We start from the raw sequence: 19,419 nt of genomic DNA on the forward strand, positions 1-19,419 counted from the left end.
AGTTGTGTCCACGGCCAGTGCCGCCCCCGCGGCCGACAAGAAGAAGGGCTCCGGCGCGATGGCTGTCATGCAGCGCATCGGCCGCAGCCTCATGCTGCCGGTCGCCGTGCTGCCCGCAGGCGCCCTGCTCGTCCGACTCGGCAACCCCGACATGCTCGGCCGCCCGTCGTTCCCGGACTTCATCACGAAGATCGCCGGCTTCATGGCCGCGGGTGGCAACGCCATCCTCGACAACATGGCGCTGCTGTTCGCCGTCGGCATCGCGATCGGCTTCGCGAAGAAGTCGGACGGCTCGACGGCCCTGGCCGCCGTCACCGGCTACCTGGTCTTCAAGAACGTGCTCGCCACGTTCACCGACCCGAACCTCGACAAGATCGCCAAGGTCGTCGACGGCAAGATAGTCATGACCGAGGCCCCGGTGGACGCCAAGGTCCTCGGCGGTGTCGTGATGGGCATCGTCGTCGCCCTGCTCTACCAGAAGTTCTACCGGACCAAGCTGCCCGACTGGGCCGGCTTCTTCGGCGGCCGCCGTCTGGTCCCGATCCTCTCGGCCTTCGCGGGCCTGGTCCTCGGCATCGTCTTCGGCTACATCTGGCCGATCCTCGGCACGGGCCTGCACAACTTCGGTGAGTGGCTCGTCGGTTCCGGCGCCGTGGGCGCGGGCATCTTCGGTGTCGCCAACCGCGCGCTGATCCCGGTCGGCATGCACCACCTCCTGAACTCCTTCCCGTGGTTCCAGGCCGGTTCGTACGAGGGCAAGAGCGGCGACATCAACCGCTTCCTCGCCGGTGACCCGACCGCCGGACAGTTCATGACCGGCTTCTTCCCGATCATGATGTTCGCGCTCCCCGCGGCCTGCCTCGCGATCGTCCACTGCGCCCGCCCCGAGCGCCGCAAGGTCGTCGGCGGCATGATGTTCTCGCTCGCGCTCACCGCCTTCGTGACCGGTGTGACCGAGCCGATCGAGTTCACGTTCATGTTCATCGCCCCGGTCCTGTACGCGATCCACGCGGTGCTGACCGGTGTCTCCATGGCGCTGACCTGGGCGCTCGGCATGAAGGACGGCTTCGGCTTCTCGGCGGGCGCGGTCGACTTCTTCCTCAACCTCGGCATCGCCAGCAACCCATGGGGTCTGGCCCTGGTGGGCCTCTGCTTCGCGGCCGTCTACTACGTGGTCTTCCGCTTCGCGATCACCAAGTGGAACCTCCCGACACCGGGCCGCGAGTCCGACGAGGAGCTCGCCGAGATCCTCAAGGCCGAGGCGAAGTAAGCCTCAGCCGCACGGCTCGTACGAAGCATGAGAGCCCCGCACCGTCGCGATCGACGGTGCGGGGCTCTCTCGTGTTCTCTCGTGCTCTCTCGTGTCACCAGGCGCTAGATCTCGTAGACCCGTCCGGCCTTCGCGAGCTCCGCGGGGCCGTCGTACACCGAGCGCGCGTCCGCCAGGTTCACCTGCGGGTCCGTCCACGGCGGGATGTGCGTGAGGACCAGGCGCCCGGCGTTGGCGCGCCGGGCCGACTCGCCCGCCTCGCGGCCGTTGAGGTGCAGGTCGGGGATGTTCTCCTTGCCGTGCGTGAAGGCCGCCTCGCAGAGGAACAGGTCGGTGTCGGCGGCCAGTTCGTCGAGCGCGCCGCACACCCCGGTGTCTCCCGAGTACGTGAGGGACCTGCCCCCGTGCTCGACGCGGATGCCGTACGCCTCGACGGGGTGGTGCACCTTCTCCGTGCGGACCGAGAACGGGCCGATGTCGAACGAGGCCGGCTTGACGGTGTGGAAGTCGAAGACCTCGCTCATCGAGGAGGCCGAGGGGGTGTCGGCGTACGCGGTGGTCAGGCGCTGTTCCGTGCCCTCGGGTCCGTAGACCGGGATGGGGGCGCAGCGGCCGCCTTCGTGCCGGTAGTAGCGGGCCACGAAGTAGGCGCACATGTCGATGCAGTGGTCGGCGTGCAGGTGGCTGAGGAAGATCGCGTCCAGGTCGTACAGACCGACGTGGCGCTGCAGCTCGCCGAGGGCGCCATTGCCCATGTCGAGCAGCAGCCGGAAGCCGTCGGCCTCTACGAGGTAGCTCGAACAGGCCGAGTCCGCGGACGGAAACGACCCCGAGCAGCCGACGACGGTGAGCTTCATGGAGCGGAAACCTCCGGGGGCGAAACGGGGGTTGTGCGGGGGCCTTGCGGGGGCTCGCGAAGGGCCTGCGACAGGCTCTTCGAGGAGTTCTGCGGTCCGTCGAGCGTAAGGCGCAAAAGGTCCGGTCGCTCCTCCGTCGTGGGCCGTTGTGGGAGAACTCACCTGCGCTGTCACCGGTTCGGGGGGCGCGCGGGGCGGGGAGCGCCCCGGTACCGTCTGCGGTATGGATACGTCATGGTGGCTCGCCCTGGCCGCCGTGGTGGTGCTCGCGGCGGTCGCCGCGGTGGTGGACGGCCGGGGTCGCAGCGACCGCGGCCCCCGCGGACGGACCACCCGGCCGCCGGGCCGTCCGCGCGGCCCGCGGCGCCGGCTGCCCGCGCCGAGACCGGCGGAGATCTGGTGGGCGCGGGTTCCGTACGAGGACGGCCCCGGCACGAAGGACCGGCCCTGTCTGGTGCTGTCGGTGCGCGGCGAGAGCGCGGTCGTCGCGAAGATCACCAGCAAGTACCACGACGAGCGGGCCGGGGTGATTCCGCTGCCGCCCGGGGCGGTGGGGGACGCGCGGGGCCGCCCGAGCTTCCTGGAGACGGACGAGCTGCGGGACGTGCCGGTGTGGGAGTTCCGCAGGCGGGCGGGGGTCGTGGATCCGGCGTTGTGGGATCAGGTGCGGTACCTGGCGGGGTGAACAGCGAAAACGCCGGTCGGGCTGGAGGTGTCCAGTCCGGCCGGCGTTGTCTTCGCGGCTGCTCTCAAGCCCACAGTTGTCCCTGCACCGTTTCGATGGCCTCCTCGGTCGTCGCCGCGGTGTAGACGCCGGTCGAGAGGTATTTCCAGCCACCGTCGGCCACCACGAACGCGATGTCGGCGGACTCCCCCGCCGCGACCGCCTTCTTGCCGACGCCGATCGCCGCGTGCAGTGCGGCGCCGGTGGAGACGCCCGCGAAGATGCCCTCCTGCTGGAGGAGCTCACGGGTGCGTGTCACCGCGTCCGCCGAGCCGACCGAGAAGCGGCTGGTCAGGACCGACGCGTCGTACAGCTCGGGCACGAAGCCCTCGTCGAGGTTGCGCAGGCCGTACACGAGGTCGTCGTAGCGCGGCTCGGCGGCGACGATTTTGATGTCCGGCTTCTGCTCGCGCAGGAAGCGGCCCACACCCATGAGCGTGCCCGTCGTGCCGAGGCCCGCCACGAAGTGGGTGATGGAGGGCAGGTCCGCGAGGATCTCGGGGCCGGTCGTCTCGTAATGGGCGCCCGCGTTGTCCGGGTTGCCGTACTGGTAGAGCATGACCCAGTCCGGGTGCTCGGCCGAGAGCTCCTTGGCGACGCGTACCGCCGTGTTGGAGCCTCCGGCCGCCGGGGACGAGATGATCTCCGCGCCCCACATGGCGAGGAGGTCGCGCCGCTCCTGCGAGGTGTTCTCCGGCATGACGCAGACGATGCGGTAGCCCTTGAGCTTGGCCGCCATCGCGAGCGAGATGCCCGTGTTGCCGGAGGTCGGCTCCAGGATCGTGCAGCCGGGCGTCAACCGCCCGTCCTTCTCCGCCTGTTCGACCATGTGCAGCGCCGGGCGGTCCTTGATGGAACCGGTGGGGTTGCGGTCCTCGAGCTTCGCCCAGATGCGGACGTCGTCGGACGGGGAGAGGCGCGGCAGGCGGACGAGGGGCGTGTTGCCCACGGCCGCCAGCGGGGAGTCGTAGCGAGGCATCCGCGATCAGACCATGCCGCCGGCCACGGCCGGGAGGATCGTGACGTTGTCGCCGTCCGAGAGCTTGGTGGAGATGCCGTCCAGGAAGCGGACGTCCTCGTCGTTCAGGTAGACGTTCACGAAGCGGCGCAGCTTGTCGCCGTCCACGATGCGCTCGGCGATGCCCGCGTGCCGCGAGTCGAGGTCGGCGAAGAGCTCGGAGAGGTTGTCGCCGCTGCCCTCGACGGCCTTGGCGCCGTCGGTGTAGGTGCGGAGGATGGTCGGGATGCGGACCTCGATGGCCATGGCTTGGGCTCCTGTCGGGAGAAGTCACGTGGGTGGGCGCGCGGCGGCCCGGTCGTGCGGGTGCGTAAGTGCGGGTGCGTGAATGCGGGTGCGTAGGCGTTACGCGGGGTGGCGCCGCGGCTCACGGCCGTACGGCGGCGGCTGTCAGCGCGAACAGATCGCGCTGGAGAGCCTGCACAAATCGACGTGCAGACGCGCAACGAGCAGCATGCCCGGCATCTTGTCGCTCACGTCGTGGGGAACCATGCGGTCATCGTATCGATTCCCGGTCCGGGTTCTGGAATGTGATCTCACATGGTGGACGGTTTGCGTCCATCACGTGGATGCGGGGAGATACGTGACCGTCGGCGCGCCGGTTACGGGGTGCACCGAGACCTCGGCCGTCACCCCGTACACCTCGGCGAGGAGCTCGCTGGTCAGGACCTCCTTCGGCGGTCCCGACGCGACGAGACGGCCGGCGTCGAGGACGTACAGGCGGTCGCAGTAGTAGGCCGCCAGATTGAGGTCGTGCAGGGCCAGCAGATTCGTCGTGCCGAGGTCGCGGACCAGGGAGAGGATCTCCAGCTGGTAGCGGATGTCCAGGTGGTTGGTCGGCTCGTCCAGGACGAGGACCGCGGGCTCCTGCACCAGCGCCCTCGCCACCAGGGCGCGCTGGCGCTCGCCGCCGGAGAGCCCGGCGAAGACGCGGTGGGCGAGTTCGCCCGCGCCGACCCGCTCCAGGGCCGCCAGGACCAGCTTCGCGTCCTCGGCCGTGTCCGCCTCCCAGAAGCGTTTGTGCGGGGAGCGGCCCATGGCGACGATCTGCCGGACGGTGAGCTCGAAGCCGGTGTGCCCGTCCTGCGGGACGGTGGCGATGCGGCGGGCGCGGTCCTTGGCCGAGCGGCCCGCCAGGTCGTCGCCGTCCAGGAGCACGCGGCCGCCGGTGGGCGCGAGGGTGCCGTAGACGCAGCGCAGGAGGGTGGTCTTGCCGCTGCCGTTGGGGCCGACGAGGCCGACTGTCTCGCCCTGGGCGGCGTGCAGGGTGACGTCGTCGACGAGGGTTTTCCCACCCGGGCCTGTGCGGTACGAGAGGGACTCGGTGGTCAGTGTCGCCGCCGGGTCGCTCATGCGCTTGCCTCCGTACGGTTCTTGCGCAGCATCCACAGGAAGAACGGGCCGCCCGTCAGCGCGGTGAGGACGCCGACCGGGATGTCCTGCGGCGCCGCGACCGTGCGCGCGGCGAGGTCGGCCGCCACCAGGAACACCGCGCCCATCAGGGCCACCACCGGCAGCAGCGTCCGGTGGGCGGCGCCGACCAGCATCCGGGCCGCGTGCGGCACCATCAGGCCGACGAAACCGATGGCCCCGCTGTACGCGACGAGTACGCCGGTCAGGAGTGAGGCGAGGACGAAGACGGCGGCGCGGAAGCGGGCCGTGTCGAGGCCGAGGACGGTGGCGCCCTCCTCGCCGACCAGGAGGAGGTCCAGGGGCCTGGCCAGGGCGACGAGCAGCGCCGTGCCGATGACGAGTGCGATGCCGGGCAGCGCGAGCATGTCCCAGCGGGCGCCGCCGAGGCCGCCGAGCGTCCAGTACAGGACTTCCTTGAGGTGGTCGGCGCTGTCGGCGGTGATCAGGATCAGGCTGGTCAGGGCGGACAGGATGTACGAGACGGCCACTCCGGCCAGGATCAGGCGCCCGGTGGCGAAGCCGCCTCCGCCGGACCTTGCCAGGGTGTAGACGACGAGCAGCGAGAGCAGGGCGCCGGCGAAAGCGGCGGCGGGGATGGTGACGGTGGTGGCCAGCCCCGCTCCCAGGCCGAAGACGCTGCCGAGGACTATGACGGCCACGGCTCCCGCCGAGGCGCCCGAGGAGACGCCCAGCAGGAACGGGTCGGCCAGGGGGTTGCGCACCAGGGCCTGGAGGACGGTGCCGATGACTGCGAGTCCCGCGCCTACGGCTGCGCCTAGCAGGACCCGGGGCAGGCGGACGTCCAGGACGATGGTGCGGAACGGGGAGGGTTCCGCGCCGCCCGTCAGGATCTTCAGTACGTCGGCGGTGGGTATGCGTACCGAGCCCAGAGCGAGGCCGGCTACGACCGCTGCCGCGAGGGCTGCGCAGAGCGCCGCGACGACTGTCGCGTAACGCAGCCGTCTGCGGGTGCGGTGGTCCCTGGCGGGGCCTTCCCCAATCCCGCCCCTTCCCGGCCTTATCGGCTTGCGGCTCCGCCGCGGGCCGCTCGGCGCGGGGGCCTTGGTGACCGTCATCACCGGCTCCGCCGAGTTCGTCCTCAAACGCCGGACGGGCTGAAATACCCGCCGGACGGGCTGGATTCTGCCCTTCACAGCTGGTCCGCCAGCTTCCCCACCGCAGCCGGGGCCCGCACCCCCACCACCGCGTCCGACAGCGGCAGGACCGCGAAGCGCTTGTTCTTGACGGCGGGGACGTCTGCCAGGACCGGGTCGTCCAGGAGGCGCTTCTTCTTCTGGGCGACCGTCGTGCCGCCGTAGTCGAGGATCACGATCACCTCGGGCCTGCGGTCGACCACCGACTCCCAGGACGCGTCGCCGAAGGACTTGTCCAGGTCGGCGAAGACGTTGCGGCCGCCCGCCCGCTCGATGATGTCGTTGCCGATGCCACGGCCGCCGGCCGTGAAGGCGGTCTTGTCGCCGCTGTCGTAGACGAAGACGGGGACGGGCTTCCCGGACTTCGACTCCTTTGCCGTGGCGGCCAGTTCGCGCTTCGCCGCGGCCACCCACTTGTCCGCCCGCGCCCGCACCCCGAACGTGCTGCCGACCTCGCGGACCTCCTTGTAGACGTCGTCCATCGACACGGGCCGCTTCGCGCAGCCCTCGACGTTCAGGCGGCTGTCGACGCCGGACTTCGCCAGGGCCCCGCGGCTGCGGCCCTCGCCCGCCAGGAAGGCGCTGGCGTAGCCGCCGTAGACGAAGTCGGGGTCGGCGGCCAGGAGCTTCTCGTACGAGGGGTACTCCTTGGCGAGGACCGGGGTGTCCGCGTACGCCTTCGCGTACTTCGGCAGGACCTTGTCGTCCAGGTAGGCCGTGCCCGCGATGCGGTCCTTCAGGCCCAGCTCCAGCATCACTTCCGTGACGTGCTGGTTCATCGTCACGGCGCGCTTCGGGGGTGCTTCGTACGTCGTCTTCACGCCGCAGTTCGTGACCGTGTACGGGAAGCCTGGGGCCTTGGACTCCGGCTTCGTGTCGGTGCCGTCGGAGGACGAGCACGCGGCGAGCGGGGCGGCCAGCAGGGCCGCGGCGATGAGCGCGCGAAGAGATGCACGTATGGGGCGGGACATGGCTGAGCTGCCTCCTCCAGGGGATTTCCGCGTCCCCTGCGTCGTGGGAGAAGAAGGCGGCAGGTCAGTTCCTGACTGCCCCGCCCGCGAAGGGTGGGGTCACAGTGGCGGGACCGTGCCGGATTCGCACCGGCTTCCTGGGTCCTGCCGCCTCAAAGGTGAAGCTCAGTATGCCTGGACGACCTTCACCTCTTCTTCGGTGACCTCGCCGTCCACGATCCGGTAGGAGCGGAACTGGAACTCGCCCGCGTCGTCGGTGTCGGCCGTGGAGACCAGGACGTAGTGGGCGCCCGGCTCGTTGGCGTACGTGATGTCGGTGCGCGAGGGGTAGGCCTCGGTCGCCGTGTGCGAGTGGTAGACGATCACCGGCTCCTCGTCGCGGTCGTCCATCTCGCGGTAGAGCTTGAGGAGGTCGCCCGAGTCGAACTCGTAGAACGTGGGTGAGCGTGCCGCGTTCAGCATCGGGATGAAGCGCTCGGGGCGGCCGGTTCCCTCCGGGCCCGCGACCACACCGCAGGCCTCGTCGGGGTGGTCCTGGCGCGCGTGCGCGACGATCTGGTCGTGGAGGGCCTGGGTCAGGGTCAGCATGGCAGCCAGGATAAGCAGAAGGGCCGGCCCGTACCGAAGAGTGGTACGGACCGGCCCACATGCTGGGATCAGCGCGGCTGATCAGGCAGGTTGATCAGGCCGGCTGATCAGCCGGGGTCAGGACTTGAGCACGTCCTTGGGGGCGGCCTCGCCGCCGTCCGTGGACTGCGTGTCGCGCTTCTGCATGACCAGGTAGCCGATGCCCAGGATCAGGGCCCAGACCGGAGCCGCGTAGAGCGAGATCCGCGCGTCCTCGTCGATGCCCATCATGACGATGACCATCGCGATGAAGGCGAGCGCGAACCAGCTGGTGTACGGGGCGCCCGGCGCCCGGAAGGTGGACTGCGGCAGCTCGCCGCGGTCGGCCTTGCGGCGGTACTTGATCTGGCAGACCAGGATCATGATCCAGGCCCACATGCCGGAGATGGTCGCGAAGGAGACGACGTAGTTGAACGCCTCGCCCGGCCACTGGTAGTTGATCCACACACCGACCAGCATCAGCGTGGCGGAGAAGGTGGTGCCGACCAGCGGCAGGCCGTTCTTCGTCAGCTTGGTGAAGAACTTCGGGCCCTGGCCGTTGAGCGCGAGGTCGCGCAGCATGCGGCCGGTGGAGTACATGCCCGAGTTGCAGGAGGAGAGCGCGGCCGTCAGGACGACGAAGTTGACGATCGCCGCGCCGATGCCCAGGCCCATCTCCTCGAAGGCCGCCACGAACGGCGAGACGCCCGGCTGGAACGTGGTCCACGGGACGACCGACAGGATCATGATGAGCGCGCCGACGTAGAAGACGGCGATGCGCCACGGCACGGTGTTGATGGCCTTGGGCAGGACGGTCTTCGGGTCCTTGGACTCGCCCGCGGTGACGCCGACGAGCTCGACGGCGAGGAAGGCGAACATCACGATCTGCAGCGTCATCAGCGTGGAGCCGATGCCGTTCGGGAAGAAGCCGCCCTGGTCCCACAGGTGGGAGACCGACGCGGTGTCACCGGCGTCGGAGAAGCCGATGGTGAGGACGCCGGCGCAGATGAGGATCATGCCGATGATCGCGGTGACCTTGACCATCGAGAACCAGAACTCGAGCTCACCGAAGAGCTTCACGGAGATCAGGTTGGCGCCGTACAGGATGACCGTGAAGATCAGCGCGTAGGCCCATTGTGGAATGGCGTCGTGTGTCCAGTACTGCATGTACTGGGCCGCCGCCGTGACTTCCGTGATGCCGGTGACGACCCAGAAGAGCCAGTACGTCCAGCCGGTCACGTACCCGAAGAACGGGCTGATGAACTCACGTGCGTACTCCGAGAAGGAGCCCGACACGGCGCGGTACATGAGCAGCTCGCCCAGGGCCCGCATGATGAAGAAGATGACGAGGCCGGCGATGGCGTACGCCAGGATGAGGCTCGGACCGGCCTTGTGAATGGCCTTGCCCGCACCGAGGAACAGGCCGGTGCCGATGGCACCGCCGATCGCGATCATCTGGATCTGCCGGGCACCGAGCCCGCGCTGATATCCCTCGCCTGACGTACCGGACGAACCGCCCGCTCCGTCGGCCTCATTGCCGTCGTGATGCTCTTCGACCTGCACTGAGGTCATGGTGACGCCTTTCTCCACGCTGAATCCGTGCCCGCAGTCTGCGTATGGCCACGGATCAGGTCCTGATCCCCCCGGATATGGATGGAGTGCTACCGGCGGTCTGCCGGCCCGAGCGCCATCGGTGACATGGGTGGCGTCACCGAGTGGTCGTGAAGATTTATCACGGCCGCAACAGTGATCGGCCGTGGCGCGTGTGGCCGACGCCACGAGAAGAACCGGACAAAATTCCCTCGACGCCTCATAAGTGGGCATTGAAGTGACGCGATCGTTATCCGGATTTGAGCGTCCGATGAGCGAACGGGGGGTAACGACTGCTACATACATCGACTTTGCGGGTGCACCGATCGGCTCACGTGTGAATCGCGCGACTCGCGACGCACCCCGCGCGGGACTTCTAGCCGATCAGCGTGGAGACGAGCGTCTCCTGCAGGCCGCCGAGCCAGAGGTAGGCCATCACCATCGGTTTGCGGGCGTCGGAGTCCGGCAGCTGGTAGAGCAGGTCCGTGTCGTCCTCGTCGGTCACCTCGAGGCGGGCGCCGATCGCCAGGCGCAGGTCGTTGAGCGCGCCGAGCCAGTGCCGCGACTCGTCGGCGGACAGCTTCAGGACGGCGCCGCCCTCGCCCTTGGACGTCATGGCGTCCAGGGAGCGGATCACCACCAGGGCGTCGTCACGCTTCTTGGCCCGCAGGTCGTTCTCGGTGAAACGCCTGAACTCCGAGGAGTAGGCCCTCAGTTCGTTCTCGTCGGCCTTCTCGCTGCCGGGGCCGCCGTACGCGTCCGGGAGCAGCCGCTGGAGGACCGGGTCGGTGGGCGGCTCGCTCGGGCCCTCCGCGAACAGCTCCGCGAGGGGGTCGTCGGAGGCGTCCTCGGCCGGGCCGGGGCCGATCAGCTCCAGGAGCTGCACGGCGAGGGAGCGGATGATCGAGATCTCGACCTCGTCGAGCGCGACGGCGGCGCCGCCCCCGGGGATGGCTTCGAATTGTCCTGGCATCAGATGCGTCGCTACTTCCGGTCCTGCTGGAGGGTGGCCCACAGACCGTATCCGTGCATGGCCTGTACGTCGCGCTCCATCTCCTCGCGGGAGCCCGTGGAGACGACCGCGCGGCCCTTGTGGTGCACGTCCATCATCAGCTTCGTGGCCTTCTCCTTCGAGTACCCGAAGTAGGACTGGAACACATAGGTCACGTAACTCATCAAATTGACCGGGTCGTTGTGGACGAGCGTGATCCAGGGGACGTCGGGCTCCGGGACGGCGAAGGTTTCTTCGTCCGATTCCGGGCGGGTGATCTCTGCAGGAGCCGTACTCACTCCACCCATGCTGCCACCCGTAGGGGGCCCTCGCACAAATGGACTCAGGAAATCGTCAGAGTGACGAGATGCGGGGTAGCATCCTTCGTATGAACACAGCGGACCTTGGGCTGCCGGTGGATGTTCCGTCGACCGCGCTCTTCACGGATCACTACGAGCTCACGATGCTGCAGGCCGCGCTGAAGGCCGGCACCGCCGACCGGCGCTCCGTCTTCGAGGTCTTCACGCGCAGACTGCCCGAAGGGCGCCGCTATGGAGTGGTGGCCGGGACGGGCCGAGTCCTGGACGCCGTGGAGAACTTCCGCTTCGACGCCGACGTCATCGGCTTCCTGCGCGAGCGCCGCGTCGTCGACGAGGAGACCCTCGACTGGCTCTCCTCGTACCGCTTCAGCGGCGACATCTGGGGCTATCCGGAGGGCGAGGTCTACTTCCCCGGCTCCCCCATCCTGCGCGTGGAGGGCTCCTTCGCGGAGTGCGTGCTCCTGGAGACGGTGATCCTCTCCATCCTCAACCACGACTCGGCGATCGCGGCCGCCGCGTCCCGGATGGCCTCGGCCGCCGGGGAGCGCCCGCTGATCGAGATGGGCGCACGGCGCACGCACGAGCTGGCGGCCGTCGCCGCCTCGCGCGCCGCGTACGTCGGCGGTTTCACCACCACGTCCGACCTGGCGGCCGGCTTCCGCTACGACATCCCCACGGTCGGCACGTCCGCCCACGCCTTCACCCTGCTGCACGACAACGAACGTGACGCCTTCCAGGCCCAGGTCGACTCGCTCGGCCCCGGCACGACCCTGCTCGTCGACACGTACGACGTGACCGAGGCCGTCCGCACCGCCGTCGACGTCGCGGGGCCCGAGCTCGGCGCCGTGCGCATCGACTCCGGCGATCTGCTCCTGGTCGCCCACCGGGTGCGCGACCAGCTCGACGAGCTCGGTGCGACCGGGACGAAGATCGTCGTCACGTCCGACCTCGACGAGTACGCCATCGCCTCGCTCGCGGCGGCTCCCGTGGACGCGTACGGCGTGGGCACGCAGCTCGTCACCGGCTCCGGGCACCCGACCTGTTCGATGGTCTACAAGCTGGTGGCCCGGGCGCACTCGGCGGACCCGAAGGCCCCGCTCGAGCCGGTGGCCAAGAAGTCGCTGGGCGCCAAGTCGTCGGTGGGCGGTCGCAAGTGGGCCGCGCGGCGGCCCGACGAGCACGGGGTCGCCGAGGCCGAGGTGATCGGCACGGGAGCGGTGCCGGTGGAGCTCGCCGCGCACCAGCTCCTGGTCGAGCTGGTCAAGGGCGGTGAGGTGGTGGCACGCGAGCCGCTGGACACCGTGCGCGAGCGGCACGCGGCGGCGCGGGCCCGGCTGCCCCTGTCGGCCACGCAGCTGTCGAAGGGCGAGGCCGTCATCCCGACGGAATACATCTGATTGTGCGCCGGAGCGGAGAAGGGGTGTTCGAACGCCCTCTCCCGCTTCGCGTGCGAAGTCTCTACGCTCGGTTCATCCGGCCGAGTCCCCCACTCCCACGAGCCTTGCCGAGCCGAAGGACACCCGATGCGCCGCGCCCTGATCGTCGTCGATGTGCAGAACGACTTCTGCGAGGGCGGCAGCCTCGCGGTCGCCGGGGGAGCCGATGTGGCCGCCGCGATCACCGAGCTGATCGGCCAGGCGCCCGCGGGCTACCGGCACGTGGTGGCCACCCGTGACCACCACATCGAGCCGGGTGACCACTTCTCCGACCGGCCGGACTTCGTCCGCTCCTGGCCGCCGCACTGCGTGGCGGGCACGGAAGGCATCGGCTTCCACCCGAACTTCGCGCCGGCCGTGGCCTCCGGGGCCATCGACTCGGTCTTCGACAAGGGGGCCTACTCCGCCGCCTACAGCGGCTTCGAGGGGGCCGACGAGAACGGCGTCTCGCTGGCGGACTGGCTGCGGGACCGGAAGATCACCGACGTGGACGTGGTGGGCATCGCCACGGACCACTGCGTACGCGCCACGGCCCTTGACGCGGCCCGTGAGGGCTTCGGCACGGCAGTCCTCCTCGACCTGACGGCGGGAGTCTCCAAGGAGACGACCGAACGGGCCCTGGAGGAGCTGCGAGCAGCAGGGGTCGACCTGACGGGCAAGCCGGTGGTGTAGCCCCGTAAGGGGCGCGAGGCTGTGACACAGGCGGCTCCGCCGCGTCGGCGCCTTTAAGGGGCGCGGGGAACTGCGCGGCAAGCCCCCACCGGGCCCGCAGGTGACGGGTCAGACGCCCGAAGGACTCGCGCTGGTCTCCGGCCGCCCGGGTCTCTGTCCCTGAAGCAGCACCTGCCGCTTCAGGGCCCTGATCGGATGCCAGAGCTCAGCGGCAGCGTCCGGCGCCGTACGCCATATAAGCCCGTCCGGGTGATGAAGCACCGCCGTGATCTCGTCCGGCGTCGGCGGCTCCGCGTTGCCCCGCAGATAGACGGCCCGCATGCCGAGGTTCCGCAGACGTGTCAGCGCCCTCGCGCGGTTCACCGCATGGACGATCATGCGGACGCTGCCGCCGCCCGGAGCGGGGTTCGGCAAGGTCAGGGCCACCACCACGCTGCCGTTCGGCAGCTTGCTGAAACCTCCTGCGGACATGGCTGGTCACACCCCCGTGAGACGACGCACAGAGCCCCTGGCCGGGCCCTGTGTCAATAAGGAATCCACAGGACGCACCTAAACACGATCGGCCGCCGCCCGCTAGAGGGCGACGGCCGATCATGGCTTGACCTGCGAAAATGCCGATTACTTCTTGGAGGGGCCCACCTGGACCGTGATCGAGGAGCCATCCTTCGGCTGCTTCACGATCTTGATCTGGGTGTTGGTGTCAGTGACCTTGACACTTCCCGTGCCGTTCTCCTTGAACCAGTAGGTGCCCTTGTGGTCGTCGAAGACCGGGACGCCCTTCTGGGACTTGATCTTCAGCGCGACGTCCGCGTTGTGGAGCGTGAACTTGTCGGTCGCGTACTTGCTGAAGGGCGCGTCGAACGGCTGGATCTTGTTGCGCAGCAGGGTGCCGTCCGCCCACTTGAGCGGCTTGGCGTGCGCGTCCACCGGCAGGATCAGACCCTCGCCGGGGTGCGCGCTGGTGTTGTTGTCCTTCTGCGAGGTGTCCCACTGCCAGACCATGAGGCCGGTCTGGTACGGGTAGTGCTCGACCCAGTCGGGACGCGACTTCGAGAAGCCGAAGTTGTACGGGCCGACCTTCAGGGTCTTGTCGTACGACACGTACTGCCGGTTCTCGGCGAGGTAGTACTGGTCGTACTTCTTGGTGAAGGACTCACCGATGCGCGAGAAGCCCTTCGCCGTCCAGCCGTTGTCGTCGCCCTCGGCGCCGTCCTCGAAGATCTTGGCGCCGTCCGCGGTGACCGCGAGGGCGTCGGCCGCGAAGCCCTTGCCGCCCGCGCCGCCGTCCGTCGAGTAGCGGAAACGCACGTCGATCTTCTTGCCCGCATAAGCGTCGAGCGGGAACGCGAGCTTCTTGTACGCGCCCGAGGCACCGGTCAACGCGGGCTTGTCACCGGCGTCGCGCGTGATCGGCTTGCCGTCCGCGGTGCCGTCCACCGGCGTCCAGTTGGCGCCGCCGTCCGTCGACACCTCGGTGTAGAGGTAGTCGTAGTTGGCCTCGATGTCCCACCAACCGTCGAGCGACAGCGCGGCCTTGGACTTGCCGGTCAGGTCGACCGGACGCGTCAGGGTGTTCTTGAGGTCGTCGCCCTGGTCGCTCCACCACTGCTTGGAGCCCTCGGTGGGCTTGGTGACCGTGGTGGTGACGGCCTTCTTGGGCAGGTCGACGACGAGCGCCTGGCGGTGGCGGGTGTTGTACTCCGCGACGCCCAGCTTGTGCTCGGACGTCGTCGCGGCCTTGGCCTTGGCGTAGTCGAGCCAGCCCAGCTGGAACTTGTCCCAGGCGGTCATGTCGCCGGGCAGGTCACCGATGGCGTCCTTGCCGGTGCCGAGCCAGGACCCTGCCGACATCAGCGACCAGAAGCCGACCGAGTTCTCGCCCTTGCCCGAGGTGTCGTACAGGTCGGGCAGGCCCAGGTCGTGGCCGTACTCGTGGGCGAAGACACCGAGGCCGCCGTTCTCCGGCTGCATCGTGTAGTCGCCGACCCAGATGCCCGAGTCGCCGATCTGCGTGCCGCCGGCCTTGTTGTTGCCGGGGCCGGTGTTGCCCGCGTCGTTGCCGTACGCGTACCAGCGGTGCGCCCACAGGGCGTTCTCGCCCTCGGCGCCGCCGCCTGCCGACTCGTCCTCGCCCGCGTGCACGAGCTGGAAGTGGTCGATGTACCCGTCGGGCTCGTTGAACTCGCCGTCGCCGTCGAAGTCGTAACGGTCCCAGAGGTCGTACTTGGCGAGGTCCGCCTTGATCTGGGCGTCCGTGCGGCCCTGGGCCTTCTGGTCCTTGGTCCAGGCGGTGACGCCGTCCTTCACCGCGTCCCAGACGTTGGCGCAGTTGGTGTCGCCGCAGTAATTGGAGCCGTACCGCGCCTCGTTGTAGTCGACCTTGACCCAGTCGGAGACCTCACCGTCGACCGAGTAACGGCCGGACGAGGTCTTCTCGTAGTAGGTCTTCAGGGACTCCTTCTTCTTGCCCTTGGAGTCCTTGCCCTCACCGAAGTAGAGGTCCTGGAAGTGCTTCTGGTTGTAGTCCTTCTGCCAGGCCGTGCTGTTGTCCTTCGCACGGTCCGGCTTGGCTATCTTGTTGTGCGCCGGGCCGGGCTTGCCGCCGTACTTCTTGACGGGCGCCTCGGGTCCTTCCGGACCGTCCGGGTCGAACATGGTGGTGTCGTCCACCTTGTCCCCGAACTCGACCAGGATCGTGAAGATCTTGTCGGTCTTCTCCCGGCCGAGCTCGACGTACTTCTTGTCGTCGAGCTTCACGACCTGCGAGCCGCCGCGCTTCTGCACCTTGGCGTCGCCCTCGATGACCTGCTGAAGGGCGGCCTTGCGCTGCTGCGCCTGCTGCTTGCTGAAGGGCCCGTCGAGGTCGTGGTCGACCTGCGCCTTGGCCCTGCTCGGGTCCTGCCGGTCGATGGCGGGAGCTCCGGTGGGGCCGTTGTCCTCGGCCGATGCGGTGGCTGCCGAGAACGTGGCGGCTGCCGCGGCCATCGCCACGGCAGCCGCGGTGGCTCTGAACGTCCGTCTGCTGACTGTCACTTGATGCTGTCCTCCCCCGCGTCCGCGCGAAGGCGGGCCGAGGTCCCGGTCGGAGGAGGTCCGCGCGCGATACGCGTCACAAGTGACGACATTGGACCGGAGATACGGAAGAAAAGACAGACCTTGACTTGAACAGGCCAAGTACACTATGCAGGCCCGGCGATCCGCTATCCGGACGCGTACGCCCGCCCGTCGGCATGGTCAACAGGCGCGTCACACCGTCCACTTGATGGACGTCATGAACCCGTGCGCCCCCTGTGCTGCCGCACCGTGGGTTAGGTCACGCTTACCGCCCGTTCCCGTCGGGCATGCAGCGGAATAGAGTCAATCGACGGTGCGCTACTGCGCGAGGCGGCACATCGCAAGTCGTCGCAGCCGCGCGTCCTTTGATTCGTATACAGCTACACATTGGGCTCGACCTCCCCCGCATCCGCTGCCCCGAGGACGGATTACGCCATGCCTCGTCCCATGCCGCTGCCTCGTCCGACCCCTGCTCAGGTCACCTACGGCACGCTGACGGTCATCTTCTCGACGCTTGCCATGCTGCTGCTGTCCCAGACGAGTTCGGGCCTCGCGGTCGCGGTGATAGCGGTCGCCGCCCTCGGCCTCGGCTTACTCGTGGCGATGACGGTTCCCCAGCCGAAACCCGCGGCCTCACCGGCCGCACGCGTCGCTCCCGCCGCCACCGAGGAGCGTGTACCGCTCCAGCGCGCCGCCGCCCCCGTGCTCGCCGAGTCCGTACGCGAGCCGGCGGGCCCATGAGGATCACGAGCCCGCCCGAACTGCCGATGTCGCTGCCGCCGCGGCGGTCTGCCGTGGTCAGCCCGTGCTGACCACCACCGTCTTGGCCGCCTTGTCGTGCAGGCCCTGCTTGTAGGGCTTGTCGAAGAAGCTCCAGCCGCCGCAGATCGCCGTCCAGATGCAGGCGCAGCAGAACGCGAACGGCAGCCAGAGGACGGCCGCGCGGACGAGCGCGGTCTGCAGGGTGGGGGTCGCCCCGTCGTTGAGGTTCGCGACCCGCAGGCCCAGCCACTTCTTGCCCAGGGTCTGACCCGTCCTGGAGATCATGAAGCTGTCGTACGCGATGTAGAGCACGGCGGCGAGCAGCGACTGCCCGAAGCTCTTCCCGTACTCGACCTTGTCCGGGTCGACGTCGAACTCGTTCGTGCCGAAGCCCCACGAGAGCAGCCAGACGACCACCCCGACGAGGATCATGTCGAGGATGCGGGCCAGCACACGCTTGCCGCTCTCCGCCAGGGGCGGCATCCCGGCGAGAGGGTCGTTGCCTCCGCCGTACGCACCTCCGCCGCCGCTCCCCCCGTAGGGATCTCCACCGCCGCCGTACGGCGGGGGCGGCGGCGGTGTGCCATAGGGCGAGCCGGCGCCGCTGCCGGGTGGGGGCGCGCCGTAGGGGGAGCCGCCGTCCTGCGGGGGCTGCTTCCTGAAGGGGTCGTTGTCGTCGGGGGGCGGCGGGTACTGCGGCGGTTCGGTGCTCATGGGCCGAGTCGACCGCGAGTGCGCCGGGGGCGCATCCGGCGAGCGGCTGTCTGGGTTAAGGGGCGCCCGGCGGCCCGGTGGCTCGCTGCCGCCCCCGCACCGCGCGGCGCTAACCCGCCACAAACGTTCTTGCAGCCTTGTCGTGCCAGCACTGCCGCCACGGCCGGTCGAACAGGCCCCACAGGACGCCGACGACCCCGATGACCAGGACGCCCGGCACGGCGTAGACGAGCCAGCGCTTCAGCGCCGAACCGAACGACGGCGTCTCGTGCTCCTCCATGTCCCGCACCTGGATCCCGAGGACCTTCTTGCCGAGCGTCCTGCCCCACTTGGCCGTGGGCAGCACCTCGTAGACAACGCCGAAGAGCAGCAGCACGGCGAGGACCATCCCGAGATAACCCGCCGTGGTGCCGTCGAGCAGCCACACGGTGACCTTCTCGCCGGACAGCTTCGCCGCGTCGATCTTGCTGTCGACGTGATCGGCGGCCTTAGTGCCGAGCGGCAGCGCAGCGGCGCCGGTCACGGCCGCGAGGACGAGGGTGTCGATGAGCCGCGCGGCGAATCGCTTGCCGAGCCCCGCGGGCCGGCCCGCCGCCTGGTTCTGCGCCATCGCGAGGAACGGGTCGTTGGCCACCGGCTTCCATGGCACGACGGGCTGCTGCTGTCCCTCGCGTCCCTCGCCCTCGGCGAGCCGGTGCACCTGCTGCGCCCACGAGGGCGATCCGCCGCCGGGCCCCGAGGTCACGGGCGAGGCCGCACCACCGGGCGCACCGCCCTGCTGCGGGACGGTGGGCTGAACGGGCGCGGGTGCCGGAGCAGGGGCGGGCGCGGCTGCCTGCGGGGGTACGGCGGCTTGCGGGGGTACGGCGGTCTGCGCGGGTGCCGGAGTCTGGGCCGCCGCGCCGGAGGACTTCGGGCGCAGTGCCCGGATCGCCATGGTGCCTTCGGTGCCGGGCGAGGCCGCGGTGGGCCGCACCGGGCCCGAGGGCCTGCGGAACGTCACGGTGCCCTCCGTCGAGGGCTGCTCCTGCTTGGGCGGTGTGCTCGCCCCGGGCTTGATGGCGCGGATCTGCACGGTGCCGGGACCGTTCGCCTCCGGGGAGGGGGACGGAGAGGACGGAGCAGGGGTGGGAGCAGAGGCAGGCGCGGGGGAAGGGGCGGAGGCGGACGGCGTTTCCGCCGGTGCCGGACCGCTCGGCAGCCGTGGGTCCCGCGGACTCCCGGCCCCCGCAGCAGCGTCCCGCTGCTCCGGCTCGCCCCAGGAAACGCGCCGGTCCTGCTCGCCGCCGAGCCCCGTCTGCCGGGCCGCGTCCGCCTGCCACGCGGTGGCGGGTTCGGGCCTGGCCCCGTGCTGCGAGACCTCGGCGTCCGCCGAGCCGCCCGTCACACCGCCCGCCGCACCGCCCGTCGTCTCGGGCGACGGCATGGGCTCCTCGTCGAAGAAGTGCGGCCCGGTCTCCTCCGTGGGCGCGGGCGCCGCGGCTCCGGTCCCCGCCCCCGGAGGTGCCGGGAGCGATTCGCCGTCGGTCGGGGCGGGACGACTGGTCCCGGGCACCCAGGCCGCGCCGTTCCAGTACCGGACATATCCGGGAATGGACGGATCGGGGTAGTAGCCTTCGCGGGGCCTGTCGTCGCCTGCGGCCGGAGTTGGGGCGCTCATGTCCGTCGTCCCGTATCTGCTCGGGGGTCTTTTTGAGGCTCCACATCTATCAGACCCTCGCGTCCGCCTGTGCTACTCCTGCCCGACAGACCACTTTCCGGGCACAGTTCAAGCACGTACGGAAAAAGTTTCCGGAACCCGCGTAATGCTGTGCGCCGACCGCGCTCTCTCCTTGCACGGGCCCGCTCCAGGGCCAAGGACAAGGAA

Annotated in this window: 20 protein-coding genes and 1 riboswitch; of the genes, 5 read left to right on the forward strand and 15 right to left on the reverse strand. The window is 69.4% G+C overall.

Annotated elements, in window-relative coordinates:
* Positions 1-4 precede the first annotated feature (4 nt).
* Positions 5-1,270 (forward strand): PTS transporter subunit EIIC, encoded by a 1,266-nt coding sequence (locus tag ACWD02_RS03855; protein WP_451204089.1) that lies wholly within the window; start codon positions 5-7, stop codon positions 1,268-1,270.
* 104 nt (positions 1,271-1,374) lie between these two features.
* Here ACWD02_RS03855 and ACWD02_RS03860 read toward each other — a convergent pair whose 3' ends face one another.
* Positions 1,375-2,127, reverse strand: coding sequence for an MBL fold metallo-hydrolase (locus ACWD02_RS03860; RefSeq protein ID WP_451204090.1), 753 nt, complete (start codon positions 2,125-2,127; stop codon positions 1,375-1,377).
* Positions 2,128-2,350: 223 nt separating this feature from the next.
* Between ACWD02_RS03860 and ACWD02_RS03865 the strand changes: the two genes are divergently transcribed.
* Complete coding sequence (locus ACWD02_RS03865) at positions 2,351-2,812, forward strand: type II toxin-antitoxin system PemK/MazF family toxin (RefSeq protein ID WP_451204092.1); 462 nt, start codon at positions 2,351-2,353, stop codon at positions 2,810-2,812.
* A gap of 64 nt (positions 2,813-2,876) precedes the next feature.
* On the opposite strand, the gene ACWD02_RS03870 is transcribed toward ACWD02_RS03865, so the two are convergent.
* The 10 genes from ACWD02_RS03870 to clpS all read right to left on the reverse strand — a co-directional run bounded on the left by ACWD02_RS03870 (position 2,877) and on the right by clpS (position 10,902).
* On the reverse strand, positions 2,877-3,830 hold the full coding sequence (locus ACWD02_RS03870; RefSeq protein WP_451204094.1) for a PLP-dependent cysteine synthase family protein: 954 nt from the start codon (positions 3,828-3,830) through the stop codon (positions 2,877-2,879).
* A 6-nt stretch (positions 3,831-3,836) separates the two neighbouring features.
* On the reverse strand, positions 3,837-4,115 hold the full coding sequence (locus tag ACWD02_RS03875; RefSeq protein WP_451204096.1) for a MoaD/ThiS family protein: 279 nt from the start codon (positions 4,113-4,115) through the stop codon (positions 3,837-3,839).
* Between the two features lie 144 nt (positions 4,116-4,259).
* Complete coding sequence (locus ACWD02_RS03880; protein ID WP_336605789.1) at positions 4,260-4,361, reverse strand: putative leader peptide; 102 nt, start codon at positions 4,359-4,361, stop codon at positions 4,260-4,262.
* A 69-nt stretch (positions 4,362-4,430) separates the two neighbouring features.
* Positions 4,431-5,222 carry an ABC transporter ATP-binding protein gene (locus tag ACWD02_RS03885; protein WP_451204097.1) on the reverse strand — a complete coding sequence of 264 codons (792 nt, stop codon included), beginning with the start codon at positions 5,220-5,222 and terminating at the stop codon, positions 4,431-4,433.
* A complete protein-coding gene (locus tag ACWD02_RS03890; RefSeq protein WP_451204100.1) occupies positions 5,219-6,358 on the reverse strand; it encodes a FecCD family ABC transporter permease in 1,140 nt (379 codons plus the stop codon). Before ACWD02_RS03890 ends, ACWD02_RS03885 begins: the two co-directional genes overlap by 4 nt.
* Before the next feature lie 74 nt (positions 6,359-6,432).
* Positions 6,433-7,407 carry an ABC transporter substrate-binding protein gene (locus ACWD02_RS03895; protein WP_451204102.1) on the reverse strand — a complete coding sequence of 325 codons (975 nt, stop codon included), beginning with the start codon at positions 7,405-7,407 and terminating at the stop codon, positions 6,433-6,435.
* A 45-nt stretch (positions 7,408-7,452) separates the two neighbouring features.
* Positions 7,453-7,570: riboswitch (cobalamin riboswitch) on the reverse strand.
* Positions 7,571-7,572: 2 nt separating this feature from the next.
* Positions 7,573-7,995 carry a M67 family metallopeptidase gene (locus tag ACWD02_RS03900; RefSeq protein ID WP_361836495.1) on the reverse strand — a complete coding sequence of 141 codons (423 nt, stop codon included), beginning with the start codon at positions 7,993-7,995 and terminating at the stop codon, positions 7,573-7,575.
* Between the two features lie 117 nt (positions 7,996-8,112).
* On the reverse strand, positions 8,113-9,585 hold the full coding sequence (locus ACWD02_RS03905; protein WP_451204104.1) for an amino acid permease: 1,473 nt from the start codon (positions 9,583-9,585) through the stop codon (positions 8,113-8,115).
* 394 nt (positions 9,586-9,979) lie between these two features.
* Positions 9,980-10,576, reverse strand: coding sequence for a DUF2017 domain-containing protein (locus tag ACWD02_RS03910; protein ID WP_451204106.1), 597 nt, complete (start codon positions 10,574-10,576; stop codon positions 9,980-9,982).
* 11 nt (positions 10,577-10,587) lie between these two features.
* Entirely contained in the window at positions 10,588-10,902 is a 315-nt protein-coding gene (gene clpS, locus ACWD02_RS03915) for an ATP-dependent Clp protease adapter ClpS (RefSeq protein WP_367042349.1), read from the reverse strand.
* A gap of 80 nt (positions 10,903-10,982) precedes the next feature.
* Between clpS and ACWD02_RS03920 the strand changes: the two genes are divergently transcribed.
* The gene (locus ACWD02_RS03920) at positions 10,983-12,311 is read left to right on the forward strand and encodes a nicotinate phosphoribosyltransferase (protein WP_451204108.1); all 1,329 of its coding nucleotides are present in this window, start codon (positions 10,983-10,985) and stop codon (positions 12,309-12,311) included.
* 126 nt (positions 12,312-12,437) lie between these two features.
* Positions 12,438-13,022 carry an isochorismatase family protein gene (locus ACWD02_RS03925; RefSeq protein WP_451204110.1) on the forward strand — a complete coding sequence of 195 codons (585 nt, stop codon included), beginning with the start codon at positions 12,438-12,440 and terminating at the stop codon, positions 13,020-13,022.
* 108 nt (positions 13,023-13,130) lie between these two features.
* Here ACWD02_RS03925 and ACWD02_RS03930 read toward each other — a convergent pair whose 3' ends face one another.
* Together ACWD02_RS03930 and ACWD02_RS03935 are read right to left on the reverse strand one after the other, a co-directional pair.
* Positions 13,131-13,493 carry a hypothetical protein gene (locus tag ACWD02_RS03930; RefSeq protein WP_451204112.1) on the reverse strand — a complete coding sequence of 121 codons (363 nt, stop codon included), beginning with the start codon at positions 13,491-13,493 and terminating at the stop codon, positions 13,131-13,133.
* Between the two features lie 147 nt (positions 13,494-13,640).
* On the reverse strand, positions 13,641-16,055 hold the full coding sequence (locus ACWD02_RS03935) for an immune inhibitor A domain-containing protein (protein WP_451204113.1): 2,415 nt from the start codon (positions 16,053-16,055) through the stop codon (positions 13,641-13,643).
* A gap of 474 nt (positions 16,056-16,529) precedes the next feature.
* On the opposite strand from ACWD02_RS03935, the gene ACWD02_RS03940 reads away from it, so the two are divergent.
* Positions 16,530-16,817 (forward strand): hypothetical protein, encoded by a 288-nt coding sequence (locus tag ACWD02_RS03940; protein WP_451204389.1) that lies wholly within the window; start codon positions 16,530-16,532, stop codon positions 16,815-16,817.
* Between the two features lie 57 nt (positions 16,818-16,874).
* Here the strand turns inward: ACWD02_RS03940 and ACWD02_RS03945 are convergent, their stop codons facing one another.
* Together ACWD02_RS03945 and ACWD02_RS03950 are read right to left on the reverse strand one after the other, a co-directional pair.
* Positions 16,875-17,552: an RDD family protein gene (locus ACWD02_RS03945; RefSeq protein ID WP_451204115.1), complete on the reverse strand. Its 678-nt coding sequence runs from the start codon at positions 17,550-17,552 to the stop codon at positions 16,875-16,877.
* Between the two features lie 109 nt (positions 17,553-17,661).
* Positions 17,662-19,212, reverse strand: a complete 1,551-nt coding sequence (locus tag ACWD02_RS03950; protein WP_451204117.1) for an RDD family protein — start codon at positions 19,210-19,212, stop codon at positions 17,662-17,664.
* Positions 19,213-19,419: the final 207 nt, after the last annotated feature.

The organism is Streptomyces sp. NPDC002853 (genome assembly GCF_053591915.1).